22 protein-coding genes and 2 pseudogenes are annotated in these 12402 nt (G+C 57.2%); all 24 read right to left on the bottom strand.

Annotation, left to right across the window (positions count from 1 at the left end):
• Positions 1-148 precede the first annotated feature (148 nt).
• A complete protein-coding gene (gene rplO, locus RMO57_RS15545) occupies positions 149-580 on the bottom strand; it encodes a 50S ribosomal protein L15 (protein WP_310388152.1) in 432 nt (143 codons plus the stop codon).
• A gap of 27 nt (positions 581-607) precedes the next feature.
• The gene (gene rpmD, locus RMO57_RS15550) at positions 608-790 is read right to left on the bottom strand and encodes a 50S ribosomal protein L30 (protein WP_263535974.1); all 183 of its coding nucleotides are present in this window, start codon (positions 788-790) and stop codon (positions 608-610) included.
• A 19-nt stretch (positions 791-809) separates the two neighbouring features.
• Complete coding sequence (rpsE, locus tag RMO57_RS15555; protein ID WP_263535975.1) at positions 810-1328, bottom strand: 30S ribosomal protein S5; 519 nt, start codon at positions 1326-1328, stop codon at positions 810-812.
• An 18-nt stretch (positions 1329-1346) separates the two neighbouring features.
• On the bottom strand, positions 1347-1712 hold the full coding sequence (gene rplR / locus RMO57_RS15560; protein ID WP_263535976.1) for a 50S ribosomal protein L18: 366 nt from the start codon (positions 1710-1712) through the stop codon (positions 1347-1349).
• An 11-nt stretch (positions 1713-1723) separates the two neighbouring features.
• The gene (gene rplF, locus RMO57_RS15565) at positions 1724-2257 is read right to left on the bottom strand and encodes a 50S ribosomal protein L6 (RefSeq protein ID WP_310388155.1); all 534 of its coding nucleotides are present in this window, start codon (positions 2255-2257) and stop codon (positions 1724-1726) included.
• A 19-nt stretch (positions 2258-2276) separates the two neighbouring features.
• Complete coding sequence (gene rpsH, locus RMO57_RS15570; protein ID WP_310388157.1) at positions 2277-2672, bottom strand: 30S ribosomal protein S8; 396 nt, start codon at positions 2670-2672, stop codon at positions 2277-2279.
• 25 nt (positions 2673-2697) lie between these two features.
• Positions 2698-3003 (bottom strand): 30S ribosomal protein S14, encoded by a 306-nt coding sequence (gene rpsN / locus RMO57_RS15575; protein ID WP_310388158.1) that lies wholly within the window; start codon positions 3001-3003, stop codon positions 2698-2700.
• 8 nt (positions 3004-3011) lie between these two features.
• A complete protein-coding gene (rplE, locus tag RMO57_RS15580) occupies positions 3012-3551 on the bottom strand; it encodes a 50S ribosomal protein L5 (RefSeq protein WP_310388159.1) in 540 nt (179 codons plus the stop codon).
• A gap of 10 nt (positions 3552-3561) precedes the next feature.
• The gene (gene rplX / locus RMO57_RS15585; RefSeq protein ID WP_310388160.1) at positions 3562-3879 is read right to left on the bottom strand and encodes a 50S ribosomal protein L24; all 318 of its coding nucleotides are present in this window, start codon (positions 3877-3879) and stop codon (positions 3562-3564) included.
• A 26-nt stretch (positions 3880-3905) separates the two neighbouring features.
• The gene (gene rplN / locus RMO57_RS15590) at positions 3906-4274 is read right to left on the bottom strand and encodes a 50S ribosomal protein L14 (RefSeq protein WP_263535982.1); all 369 of its coding nucleotides are present in this window, start codon (positions 4272-4274) and stop codon (positions 3906-3908) included.
• Positions 4275-4559: 285 nt separating this feature from the next.
• On the bottom strand, positions 4560-5069 hold the full coding sequence (locus RMO57_RS15595) for a peroxiredoxin (protein WP_310388162.1): 510 nt from the start codon (positions 5067-5069) through the stop codon (positions 4560-4562).
• 137 nt (positions 5070-5206) lie between these two features.
• Complete coding sequence (gene rpsQ, locus RMO57_RS15600; protein WP_263535984.1) at positions 5207-5476, bottom strand: 30S ribosomal protein S17; 270 nt, start codon at positions 5474-5476, stop codon at positions 5207-5209.
• Positions 5473-5673: a 50S ribosomal protein L29 gene (gene rpmC, locus RMO57_RS15605; protein WP_263535985.1), complete on the bottom strand. Its 201-nt coding sequence runs from the start codon at positions 5671-5673 to the stop codon at positions 5473-5475. Before rpmC ends, rpsQ begins: the two co-directional genes overlap by 4 nt.
• A gap of 13 nt (positions 5674-5686) precedes the next feature.
• On the bottom strand, positions 5687-6103 hold the full coding sequence (rplP, locus tag RMO57_RS15610) for a 50S ribosomal protein L16 (protein ID WP_263535986.1): 417 nt from the start codon (positions 6101-6103) through the stop codon (positions 5687-5689).
• 2 nt (positions 6104-6105) lie between these two features.
• Positions 6106-6978: pseudogene (gene rpsC, locus RMO57_RS15615) on the bottom strand (30S ribosomal protein S3).
• Between the two features lie 16 nt (positions 6979-6994).
• On the bottom strand, positions 6995-7336 hold the full coding sequence (gene rplV / locus RMO57_RS15620; RefSeq protein ID WP_310388167.1) for a 50S ribosomal protein L22: 342 nt from the start codon (positions 7334-7336) through the stop codon (positions 6995-6997).
• Between the two features lie 11 nt (positions 7337-7347).
• The gene (rpsS, locus tag RMO57_RS15625) at positions 7348-7626 is read right to left on the bottom strand and encodes a 30S ribosomal protein S19 (RefSeq protein WP_263535989.1); all 279 of its coding nucleotides are present in this window, start codon (positions 7624-7626) and stop codon (positions 7348-7350) included.
• 10 nt (positions 7627-7636) lie between these two features.
• Positions 7637-8461, bottom strand: a complete 825-nt coding sequence (rplB, locus tag RMO57_RS15630) for a 50S ribosomal protein L2 (protein WP_263535990.1) — start codon at positions 8459-8461, stop codon at positions 7637-7639.
• Complete coding sequence (gene rplW / locus RMO57_RS15635; protein WP_310388170.1) at positions 8461-8775, bottom strand: 50S ribosomal protein L23; 315 nt, start codon at positions 8773-8775, stop codon at positions 8461-8463. The genes rplB and rplW overlap by 1 nt, the downstream gene beginning before the upstream one ends.
• Positions 8772-9392, bottom strand: a complete 621-nt coding sequence (gene rplD / locus RMO57_RS15640; RefSeq protein ID WP_310388171.1) for a 50S ribosomal protein L4 — start codon at positions 9390-9392, stop codon at positions 8772-8774. The genes rplW and rplD overlap by 4 nt, the downstream gene beginning before the upstream one ends.
• Positions 9392-10063, bottom strand: coding sequence for a 50S ribosomal protein L3 (gene rplC / locus RMO57_RS15645; RefSeq protein ID WP_263558996.1), 672 nt, complete (start codon positions 10061-10063; stop codon positions 9392-9394). The genes rplD and rplC overlap by 1 nt, the downstream gene beginning before the upstream one ends.
• A 279-nt stretch (positions 10064-10342) precedes the next feature.
• Entirely contained in the window at positions 10343-10654 is a 312-nt protein-coding gene (rpsJ, locus tag RMO57_RS15650) for a 30S ribosomal protein S10 (RefSeq protein ID WP_058721902.1), read from the bottom strand.
• 97 nt (positions 10655-10751) lie between these two features.
• Positions 10752-11942: an elongation factor Tu gene (tuf, locus tag RMO57_RS15655; RefSeq protein ID WP_310388175.1), complete on the bottom strand. Its 1191-nt coding sequence runs from the start codon at positions 11940-11942 to the stop codon at positions 10752-10754.
• Positions 11943-12098: 156 nt separating this feature from the next.
• Positions 12099-12402: pseudogene (gene fusA, locus RMO57_RS15660) on the bottom strand (elongation factor G); the annotation flags it as partial.

The following is a 12402-nucleotide window of genomic DNA, read 5'->3' on the forward strand; positions in this document are numbered from 1 at the left end:
ATCTATGCCCGGAACAGGGATATGCGCCCCGATCCGAAACACCACCAGAGCCAGTAACAGAAACACAAGCCGACGACGCAAGTCGCCGAACTTGCCGCTCTTGGCCAGTTGGTTTGCGTTGGTAGCCACTGTGCCTAGTTCCTGCTAATTACGCGACCGAGCCGCCAGCGGCTTCAATCGCTGCCTTGGCACCCACAGTCGCGCCCACGCCCTTGAGCGTGACTTTGCGGCTGATCGAACCAGACAGAATCACTTTGACATTTCTGGCCAACTCAGGCACGAGGCCCACTGCCTTCAAAGTCAGCATGTCGACTTCATCCGCCACCAGGGCCTGAAGGTCGTCGAGGTTGATCTCGGCATTGAACTTCAGTGTCTGCGACTTGAAGCCACGCTTTGGCAAGCGCCGCTGCAAAGGCATTTGACCGCCTTCGAAACCGACCTTGTGGTAGCCGCCAGCACGGGACTTTTGTCCCTTGTGACCACGACCCGCTGTCTTACCAATGCCGGAACCGATGCCACGACCCACACGACGCTTATAGTGCGTCGAGCCGGCTGCTGGCTTAATGGTATTTAATTGCATCTTCTTGTCCTCAGTTCGTGAAAGCGCTTAGAGCACTTGCACGAGGTAGGCGATCTTATTGATCATGCCGCGAACTGCAGGCGTGTCTTCCAACACGCTGGTGCTGTTCATCCTGCGCAGGCCGAGGCCCACTACCGTAGCGCGGTGCGAAGTCCGCGTACCGATCGGGCTGCGAACCAGCTTGACCGTCAGAGTTTTCTTTTCAGACATTTGTGTCTCCAGTACGGCTTCAGTTGAAGATGTCTTCAACGTTCTTGCCGCGCTTGGCTGCAACTTGTGCGGCCGTCGTGGAACGCTTCAAAGCATCCAGCGTGGCGCGAACCAAGTTGTACGGATTGGTCGAACCGTGGCTCTTTGTAACGATGTCAGTCACGCCCATCACTTCAAAGACTGCGCGCATTGGGCCGCCAGCGATCACGCCGGTACCAGGCTGAGCTGGAACCATCATGACACGCGACGCACCATGCTCGCCAACCACATTGTGGTGGATGGAACCGTTGCGCAGGTCAACTTTGACCATATTGCGACGTGCGGACTCCATGGCCTTCTGCACAGCGACAGGCACTTCCTTGGCCTTACCTTTGCCCATGCCGATACGACCTGCGCCATCACCGACCACCGTCAGCGCTGCGAAGCTGAGCGTACGCCCGCCCTTCACAACCTTGGTGACGCGGTTGATCGCGATCATCTTTTCTTTCAGGCCGTCGTCATTTGCTTCGGTCTGGACGCGGGGTTGAAACTTTGCCATTTCGAAATCCTTTTAGCGTCAGAACTGCAAACCAGCTTCACGAGCTGCTTCGGCAAGAGCCTTGACTCGACCATGGTAGGCAAAGCCTGCACGATCAAAGGCAACTTTCTCAACACCAGCTGCTTTCGCCTTTTCGGCGATACGCTTGCCAATCAAAGTAGCCGCAGCTACGTTGCCACCCTTGCCCGAGCCACCGAGCTGCTCGCGGACAGCCTTTTCGGCTGTCGAGGCGCTGGCCAGGACACGAGTGCCGTCGTCTGAAATGACGCTGGCGTAGATGTGAAGGTTGGATCGGAACACCGACAAACGCACGACGCGCTGGACTGCAATCCGAGCACGGGTCTGACGCGAGCGACGAATGCGCTGCTCTTTTTTGGTCAACATTGCGCTGCTCCTTACTTCTTCTTGGTCTCTTTGATGGAGACCTTTTCGCCGGTATAGCGGATGCCCTTGCCCTTATAGGGCTCAGGCGGACGGAAGGCGCGTACTTCTGCGGCCAACTGACCCACCACTTGGCGATCCACACCCTTGATCAGAATCTCCGTCTGGGTTGGGCACTCAACCTTGATGCCTTCGGGCATGTCTTTCACCACAGGGTGAGAGAAGCCGATTTGCAGGTTGAGCTTTTGACCCGTGGCTTGCGCCCGGAAACCCACGCCGACCAGACTCAGCTTGCGCTCGAAGCCCTTGCTCACGCCGTTGACCATATTGGCCACCAGTGCTCGCACGGTGCCGCTCATAGCGCCAGCTGCAGTCGAATCGTCGGTTGGAGCAAAGGACAACTTGCCGCCTTCGTTCGTGATGTTGACAAGGCGATTCATCGGACGCACGAGTGTGCCGAGGGAGCCCTTGACGCTGATCTTGTCAGCTGTAACGGTAACGTCCACACCTTGCGGGATGGCGACCGGCATTTTTCCTACGCGGGACATTGTTTGTCTCTCCTTGCGCTTAGGCGACGTAGCAAAGCACTTCGCCGCCGATGCCGGCTTGACGTGCTTTACGGTCGGTCATCACACCTTGCGGCGTGGTGACGATCGCCACACCCAGGCCATTCATGACCTGAGGAATATCGTGGCGGCCCTTGTAGATGCGCAGGCCGGGGCGGCTCACGCGCTCGATGCGCTCGATCACCGGCTTACCGGCGTAGTACTTCAGCGCGATTTCCAACTCGGGACGGGCGGCTTCGCCACGCACCGAGAAACTGTCGATATAGCCTTCGTCCTTGAGGACTTTGGCAATCGCCACTTTCAATTTTGAGGAAGGCATCACGACGTTGACCTTCTCAACGCTCTGGGCGTTTCGAATGCGGGTCAACATGTCGGCGATAGGATCACTCATGCTCATTTGCGATATCTCCTAATCTTCGCCGTTACCAGCTGGCCTTGACGACACCAGGGATGTCGCCTTTGAAGGCCAGCTCACGAATTTTGTTACGGCCCAAGCCGAACTTGCGGAACGTACCGCGGGGACGACCAGTCAACGCGCAGCGGTTACGCTGGCGAGTTGGATAGGCGTTGCGAGGGAACTTTTGCAGCTCCAGGCGCGCCAGGTAACGCTCTTCGTCAGACTTCTTAGCGTCGTTGATGATGGCCTTCAGATCCGCATACTTCTTTGCGAATTTGGCAACCAGCGCATCGCGCTTGAGTTCACGTTGGATGAGAGAAGTTTTAGCCACAAGTCACCTCAGTTCTTGAACGGAAACTTGAATGCCGCCAACAAGGCCTTGCACTCATCGTCCGTCTTGGCAGAGGTGGTGATGCTGATGTTCAGCCCACGCAGCGCATCCACCTTGTCGTAATCGATCTCGGGGAAGATGATTTGTTCTTTGACGCCGATGTTGTAGTTACCGCGGCCGTCGAACGAACGACCGGAGATACCCCGGAAGTCACGCACTCGCGGCAAGGCGATAGTTACAAAACGATCCAAGAACTCGTACATCTGAACGCCGCGCAGCGTCACCATGCAGCCGATAGGCACTGCATCACGGATTTTGAAACCCGCAATCGCCTTCTTAGACTTAGTAACAACTGGCTTTTGACCAGCGATCTTGGTCAGATCACTGACCGCGTGATCCATGACCTTCTTGTCGGCAACGGCCTCACTCACACCCATATTGAGTGTGATCTTGGTGATGCGGGGCACCTCCATGACCGACGTGTAGCCAAACTTTTCAGTCAGACCGGGCACAACTTTTTCGCGATAAAACGCTTGCAAACGAGCCATGTCGAACCCCTTAGGCCTTGATCTCTTCGCCGGTCGACTTATAGACGCGCACCTTCTTGCCATCGGCGAGCAACTTAATGCCCACGCGATCAGCCTTACCGGATGCAGCGTTAAAAATCGCCACGTTGGATTGATGGATAGGCATCGTCTTGTCGACCACGCCGCCAGTAGTACCCTTCATTGGGTTTGGCTTGACGTGCTTCTTGACCATATTCACACCGTCAACAACGATGTGATCTTCGTCAATACGCTGCGCTACTGCGCCGCGTTTGCCCTTGTCGCGACCGGTCAAAACAATGACCTCGTCGCCTTTGCGAATCTTGTTCATGGCAATACCTTTTACTGTGGCCGCGCTCAGAGCACTTCAGGCGCCAGCGACACGATCTTCATAAACCGCTCGGTACGCAACTCACGCGTGACGGGGCCGAAGATGCGAGTGCCGATTGGCTCCAGCTTGGCGTTCAGCAGCACAGCGGCATTGCCGTCGAACTTCACCAACGAGCCGTCTTGACGACGAACACCCTTGGCAGTACGAACGACCACGGCACTGTAAACCTCGCCCTTTTTAACTCGGGACCGAGGCGCAGCTTCTTTGATGCTGACCTTGATAATGTCACCAATCCCTGCATACCGGCGCCTGGATCCACCAAGCACTTTGATGCACATGACGGATTTAGCGCCAGTGTTGTCCGCGACGTCGAGTCGCGATTGCATTTGAATCATGTCTATCCCCAACTTTTCCCAAATCACCACCAAGCCTAGGCCAGGGAGTTCATCGGTCAGTCTTGGGCCCGTTGACCAAGTGAAAACCCATCACACCCGTGATGACCTTGCACCCAGCAGTAGAGGGCGGATCCGAGGCCTTAACGCACCATGAGATGCGCCTTGCGTTCGGCGAAGCTTTAGATTATGCATCAAAAGCTTAAGTGCCGTCAAGCCTCGGTGTGAAATAACTTTCAAACCGCAGCAGGAATATCTCCGCTGAAGCTCATTGACGCCGTCAGCGCCCTATCGCGCAGCAGCTTGCGCCAACATAGTTGACGCATCGCTGACTTCAAACTTGCCGCCAGCTTCGATATTGAGCGTCTTGACTTGGCCGTTCACCAGCAACATCGAGTAACGCTTCGAACGCAAGCCCATGCCACGCGCCGTCAGGTCGAGCGTCAAGCCAGTCGCTTTTGTGAAGTCTGCGCTGCCATCGGCCAACATGCGCACTTTGCCAGCCGCAGCCAAATCACGCCCCCAGGCGCCCATGACAAACACGTCATTGACCGACACGCACCAGATCTCGTCGACGCCAGCCGCCTTCAGCGCTTCCGCCTGGGCAATATAGCCAGGTACGTGTTGCGCAGAACATGTCGGCGTAAAAGCGCCGGGCAGCGCAAACAGGGCAACCGTCTTGCCGGCCAAGGCCGCCGTCACATCTACTGGGTTGGGGCCCAAGGCACAGCCACCCCCCTCGACCTCAACAAACTCCTGCAGCGTGCCAGCCGGCACTTGATCACCAATTTTCAGCATTTAAGTACTCCAAAATGATGTTTCTAGCGAATGAGCGATGAGATGCAAAAAACGGTCGGTCGCCAGTTCCCCAGCGTTCCGACCGTTCCACCGCAATCAGGTTTTAGACCTTCTTGCGTTTGTACTCAGGGTCCAAATCAAACGATTTGAGCCTTCTCAACCAAGCGGGTCACAACCCAGCTCTTGGTCTTCGAAATTGGCCTGCCTTCAGCGATTTCAACGACATCGCCCATCTTGTACTCGCCATTCTCATCATGGGCGTGGTACTTGCGGGACAGCGCCACGATCTTGCCATAGAGCTCGTGCTTGGCACGGCGCTCAACCAGCACGGTCACGGTCTTGGAACGCTTGTCGCTGACCACACGGCCCACCAGGGTACGTGTGTTCTTCTCTTGAGCTTGCGTCATTTCGCGGCTCCCTTCTTCTTCTCGGCCAAAACAGTCTTGACGCGAGCAATGTCACGGCGCGTGTTGCCCAACACAGTGTGGTTGGTCAACTGTTGCGTCGCTTTTTGCATGCGCAGACCGAAATGGGCCTTCAGCAGATCGGTCACTTCCTTTTCCAAGGCCGCGACATCTTTGCTACGCAGTTCAGATGCATTCATGGTGTTCTCCGCTTCAGGTGCCGACCTGGCGAGTCACGAAGGTGCAACGCAATGGCAGCTTTGCAGCAGCCAACGTGAACGCTTCGCGAGCCAAGGCTTCTGGCACACCGTTGATCTCGTAGAGCACCTTGCCGGGCTGAATCTCAGCGACGTAGTACTCTGGATTGCCCTTGCCGTTACCCATCCGGACTTCAGCAGGCTTCTGGGAGATCGGCTTGTCAGGGAAGATGCGGATGAAGATGCGACCACCGCGCTTGATATGGCGCGAGATTGCACGACGTGCAGCTTCGATTTGACGAGCCGTCAGACGGCCGCGTTCGGTAGCCTTCAGGCCGAAGTCACCGAAAGACACGGCAGCGCCGCGGGTTGCAACACCCGTGTTACGACCCTTTTGCTCCTTGCGGTATTTGCGACGAGCTGGTTGCAGCATTGTTATTCTCCTTTGGCCTCGCCACCAACGGGCGCGACCTTGCGGACCACGCGCTTGGCAGCGGGCTGGGCTGCGTCACCTGCTGCGGCCGGCTTGTCGCCGCCCTCACCAGGAGCGCCACTCGAACGCGGACCGCCACGGCTGTCACCAGGACGGCCACGGCCGGCTGGAGCACCAGGGCGAGCATTGCGACGTGGGCGACGATCATCGTCACCTGCATCGCTCTTGATCACCGGCGCATCGCCATTGGCCAAACGGTCGCCACGGTAAACCCAGACCTTCACGCCAATAATGCCGTAAGTGGTGCTGGCTTCCGAGAAGCCGTAGTCAATGTCAGCCTTCAGCGTATGAAGAGGCACGCGGCCTTCGCGATACCTCTCGCATCGAGCGATTTCGATACCTTTCTACCGGCCCGAATACTTGATCTTGATACCCAGGGCACCAAGACGCATCGCGTTCTGCATCGCACGTTTCATGGCGCGACGGAACATGATGCGCTTTTCCAACTGCTGGGTGATCGAGTCAGCGATCAGTTGAGCATCGATTTCAGGCTTGCGCACTTCTTCGATGTTCACTGCCACTGGCACGCCCAGACGCTTGGTCAGTTCGGCCTTCAGGTGTTCGATGTCCTCGCCCTTTTTGCCGATCACCACTCCCGGACGAGCCGAGTAAATGGTGATGCGTGCATTCTTGGCTGGACGCTCAATCAGAATGCGCGAAACCGCAGCATTCTTCAGCTTCGCCTTCAGGTATTCGCGAACTTGCAGATCTTCAGCCAACATGGTGGCGAAGTTCTTGTTCGACGCATACCAACGCGACGCCCAGTTACGAGTGACAGGCAGGCGAAAACCGGTCGGATGTATTTTCTGTCCCATAGTCTTCCTTTGGCCTTCAGTTGCCGACCATGTCGCCAACAGAAATGAAGATGTGGCACGTAGGCTTGCTGATGCGGTTGCCACGGCCTTTGGCGCGGGCAGAGAAACGCTTCAGCGTAGCACCTTGCTCCACATAGATCGTGGTGACTTTCAGCTCATCAATATCGGCGCCGTCGTTATGCTCGGCGTTGGCGATCGCAGATTCGAGCGCCTTCTTGATGATGCCAGCGGCCTTCTTCTGGGTGAATTCCAGGATGTTGAGAGCCTGGTCCACCTTCTTGCCGCGGATGAGGTCCGCCACGAGCCTGCCCTTATAGGCAGACAAGCGGACTCCGCGAACGATTGCACGGGTTTCCATCGTCTCAGTCCTTATTTCTTCCCGGCCTTCTTGTCGGCCGGGTGGCCTTTGAAGGTGCGGGTCAGCGCGAATTCGCCCAGTTTGTGGCCGACCATTTGGTCAGAAACATAAACCGGCACGTGTTGCTTGCCGTTGTGCACAGCGATCGTCAACCCGATGAATTCGGGCAAGATCGTCGAGCGACGCGACCAAGTCTTGATAGGCTTCTTGTCCTTGATGGCAACCGCTTTCTCGACCTTAGCCAAGAGGTGGTGATCAATGAACGGGCCCTTCTTCAGTGAACGAGTCATGGCCTACCCTTTACTTCTTGCGACGCGAAACGATGAACGTCTGCGTGCGCTTGTTGCTACGAGTGCGGAAGCCCTTCGTGAGGGTATTCCACGGCGACACAGGCGCCTGGCCTTCACCGGTACGACCTTCACCACCACCGTGCGGGTGATCCACCGGGTTCATCGCTGTACCGCGAACGGTTGGGCGAATACCCTTCCAACGGATCGCACCAGCTTTGCCGTACTGGCGCAGTTGGTGCTCTTCGTTGCTGACTTCGCCAATGGTTGCGCGGCAGTCAATGTGGATCTTGCGGACTTCACCGGAGCGCAAGCGCAGCTGAGCGTAAACGCCTTCGCGCGCCATCAGCACTACAGACACGCCGGCCGAACGCGCAATTTGCGCGCCCTTGCCAGGCTGCATCTCAACGCAATGAATGGTCGAACCCACCGGGATGTTGCGGATTGGCAATGTGTTACCGGCCTTGATTGGAGCCTCGGCTCCGCTCAAAACGGTTGAACCCACTTCCAGGCCACGCGGTGCAATGATGTAGCTGCGCAAGCCGTCGGCATAACACACCAAAGCGATGTGAGCCGTGCGGTTTGGGTCATACTCAATGCGCTCAACCTTGGCCGGAATACCGTCCTTGTTGCGCTTGAAGTCGACAAGCCGATAGTGCTGCTTGTGACCGCCGCCCCGATGGCGAACCGTGATGTGACCGTTGTTATTACGGCCGGAATTTTGCTTTTGTGGCTCAAGCAACGATGCTTCGGGCGCGCCCTTATGCAGATGCTTGTGCACCACCTTCACGACGGCACGGCGGCCAGGTGAAGTAGGTTTGACTTTAACGACAGCCATTACGCAGCCTCCCCGGTGAAGTTGAGCTCTTGGCCCGCCTTCAGCGAAACATAAGCCTTCTTGATGTGGTCACGGCGACCGATCGAGCGGCCAAATTTCTTGACCTTGCCCTTCACGTTCACCACGTTCACCGCCAAAACCTCGACCTTGAACATCAGTTCAACAGCGGCCTTGATTTCTGGCTTGGTGGCGTCGCGCATCACCTTGAACAAGACTTGATTGTGCTTTTCAGCAACCGCCGTAGCCTTTTCGGACACGATGGGAGCGAGCAACACCTGGGCCAAACGGCCTTCAGAATACTTTACGGCGCTCATGCCAGCATCTCCGTCAGTTGTTCCATTGCAGCCTTAGTCACCAGGACCTTCTTGTAGAAGACCAGCGACAGCGGATCGGCGTAGCGTGGCTCGCAAACCAGCACATTGGCCAGGTTGCGCGATGCCAGCAGCAGGTTGTCGTCCACTTGGTCGGCAATGACCATCACAGATTCCAGGCCCATGGCCTTGAACTTAGCGGCCAAGAGCTTGGTCTTGGGGGCTTCGAGAGTGATAGCCTCCACCACAGCCAGGCGACCTTCACGAGCCAACTGGGAGAGGATCGCGGCCATACCGGCGCGATACATCTTCTTGTTGAGCTTGTGTGTGAAGTTCTCGTCAGGCATGTTCGGAAAAATCCGACCGCCTCCACGCCACAAAGGCGAGGAAGTCATACCAGCACGAGCACGGCCGGTTCCCTTTTGACGGAAAGGCTTCTTCGTCGAGTGCTTAACTTGTTCGCGGTCCTTCTGGGCGCGGGTACCTTGGCGGGCGTTGGCCTGGAAGGCCACGACCACCTGGTGAACCAGGGCTTCGTTGTAATCGCGAGCAAACAGCGTGTCAGGAGCGTCTACCTTGGCGGTAGGCTGACCTTGTTCATTCAGGAGCTCGAGCTGCATCAGATGGCTCCCTTCTTGAGCTTGACCTTGACGGCAGGGCGAACGACAACGTGGCCGTTCTTGGAGCCCGGCACAGCGCCACGGACCAGCAGCAGTTGACGAGCTTCGTCAATGCGCACGATGTCCAGGTTCTGTGTTGTCACGGACTCATCACCCATGTGACCGCACATCTTCTTGCCGGGGAAAACCCGACCAGGATCCTGAGCCATCGAAATGGAGCCAGGAACATTGTGCGACCGACTGTTACCGTGCGAAGCACGCTGCGAGTGGAAGTTGTGACGCTTGATGGTACCGGCGAAGCCTTTACCGATCGAAGTTCCTTGAACGTCAACCAACTGACCGATTGCAAACAAGGAGATTGGCACTTGCACGCCAGCCTTGTACTCAGCTGCAACATCAGCGGTAACGCGGAATTCGCTCATGACTTCACCGGCTTCGACACCCGCCTTGGCGAGGTGTCCGGCTTCCGGCTTGGTGACGCGCGATGCTTTGCGCGTACCGAACGCCACCTGAATGGCGGTGTAGCCGTCGGTCTCTACGGTCTTGATCTGGGTCACGCGGTTGTTGGACACATCCAGCACCGTCACAGGAACGGCGTCGCCGTCGTCTGTGAAGATGCGCATCATGCCCACCTTGCGGCCCAGCAATCCGAGACGATTGCTTAGACTCATGTTTTTCTCCAGCCCCACAGGTTAACCCTGGAAGCCATTTACATACACCCGACATCGATTGGCCGGGCTGACCAGTGCAACACGTAAACGACTCAAGCCTTGCGGACAGAACCTTCTTCGTATTGCGCCAAATTCCGCGCAGGATATTCCAACGCGGAAAAGCTGGCGAGTATAGCGTGAAAGTTGCGACTAGCGCAAGTGTCACCCATCTCGCCAACTAAAAAAGGGCACCCTCATCGGCTGCCCTGTCGGTCAATCCACCGAAGTGGACCGACGTTTTTACTGCAACTTGATTTCGACGTCGACGCCGGCAGGCAGATCGAGCTTCATCAAAGCATCAACTGTCTTGTCGGTAGGGTCAACGATGTCCATCAAACGCTGGTGCGTACGGATCTCGAACTGGTCGCGCGATGTCTTGTTGACGTGCGGCGAACGCAAGATGTCGAAGCGCTGCATGCGTGTCGGCAAAGGCACAGGGCCCTTGACGATGGCGCCGGTGCGCTTGGCGGTTTCAACGATTTCAGCTGCCGATTGATCGATCAACTTGTAGTCAAACGCCTTCAGGCGGATGCGGATCTTTTGCTTTTGCATGACGATTCCTTCAAAGAGCGAGCGGCGCGGAGCCGCGAAGTTGGTGAAGCCCTACTTGCTACCGCTGGCGGCAAACAGGGCCGGTCACGCAAAAGTCTTAAGCGATGATCGTAGCAACCACGCCCGACCCGACGGTACGGCCACCTTCACGGATCGCGAAGCGCAGACCGGTTTCCATCGCGATCGGAGCGATCAACTTGATCGTCATGCCGACGTTGTCGCCAGGCATGACCATTTCCTTGTCCGCAGGCAACTCAACAGCACCGGTCACGTCAGTCGTACGGAAGTAGAACTGGGGACGGTAGTTGTTGAAAAACGGCGTGTGACGGCCGCCCTCTTCCTTCGACAAGACATACACCTCAGCCGTGAAGTGCGTGTGCGGCTTGATCGAACCTGGCTTGCTCAGCACTTGGCCGCGCTCAACGTCTTCACGCTTGGTGCCGCGCAGCAAGATGCCGACGTTGTCACCGGCTTGACCTTGGTCGAGCAACTTGCGGAACATTTCCACGCCGGTCACGATGGTCTTTTGGACGTCACGGATACCGACGATTTCGATTTCTTCGCCGACCTTGACGATGCCGCGCTCGATACGACCCGTCACCACGGTGCCGCGGCCAGAGATCGAGAACACGTCCTCAACCGGCAGCAAGAAGGCGCCGTCCATGGCACGCTCAGGCTGGGGGATGTAGGTGTCGAGTGCATCGGCCAAGGCCATGATCGCCACTTCGCCCAGCTCGCCCTTGTCGCCTTCCAGCGCCAACTTGGCCGAACCCTTGATGATCGGAGTGTCGTCGCCGGGGAAGTCGTACTTGGACAAGAGCTCGCGCACTTCCATTTCGACCAGTTCCAGCAACTCGGCGTCGTCCACCATGTCGCATTTGTTCAGGAAGACGATGATGTACTTCACGCCGACCTGGCGAGCCAGCAGGATGTGCTCGCGGGTTTGTGGCATCGGGCCGTCAGCGGCCGAACACACCAGGATCGCGCCGTCCATCTGCGCCGCGCCGGTGATCATGTTCTTCACATAGTCGGCGTGGCCTGGGCAGTCCACGTGGGCGTAGTGACGGTTAGCCGTCTCGTACTCAACGTGTGCGGTGTTGATCGTGATGCCGCGGGCTTTTTCTTCCGGTGCTGCGTCGATCTGGTCATAGGCCTTGGCCTCGCCGCCGAACTTGGCCGCCAACACGGTGGCGATCGCCGCCGTCAGCGTGGTCTTGCCATGGTCAACGTGACCGATCGTGCCCACATTGACGTGTGGCTTGGTACGTTCAAATTTGCTTTTTGCCATTTGTATTCTCCGAAAAGAGCATGTTGCCAATCTACTGGTTTAGCGTTTCCGTAGCACCTTGAATCTCCAGCGATTGGCAACTGGAGCGGCGACTGCGAAGACGGACTTCATTCAAAAGAGGAAGCCCACCCAAGCGGCGAGCCTCCTCAATGATTTTTACTTGCCACGCGCCGTAATGATCGCGTCTGCCACGTTCTTCGGAGCTTCAGCGTAATGCTTGAACTCCATCGTGTACGTCGCGCGGCCCTGCGTTGCAGAGCGCAGCGTGGTCGAGTAGCCGAACATTTCCGACAAAGGAACTTCGGCCTTGATGACCTTGCCGCCACCGATCATGTCGTCCATACCCTGCACCATGCCGCGACGTGAGGACAGATCACCCATCACGTTACCGGCATAGTCTTCAGGCGTCTCAACTTCAACCGCCATCATCGGCTCAAGGATCACCGGGCTGGCCTTGCGG

It is taken from the genome of Roseateles sp. (assembly GCF_031397715.1).
In the GTDB taxonomy this organism is placed as follows: domain Bacteria; phylum Pseudomonadota; class Gammaproteobacteria; order Burkholderiales; family Burkholderiaceae_C; genus Paucibacter_A.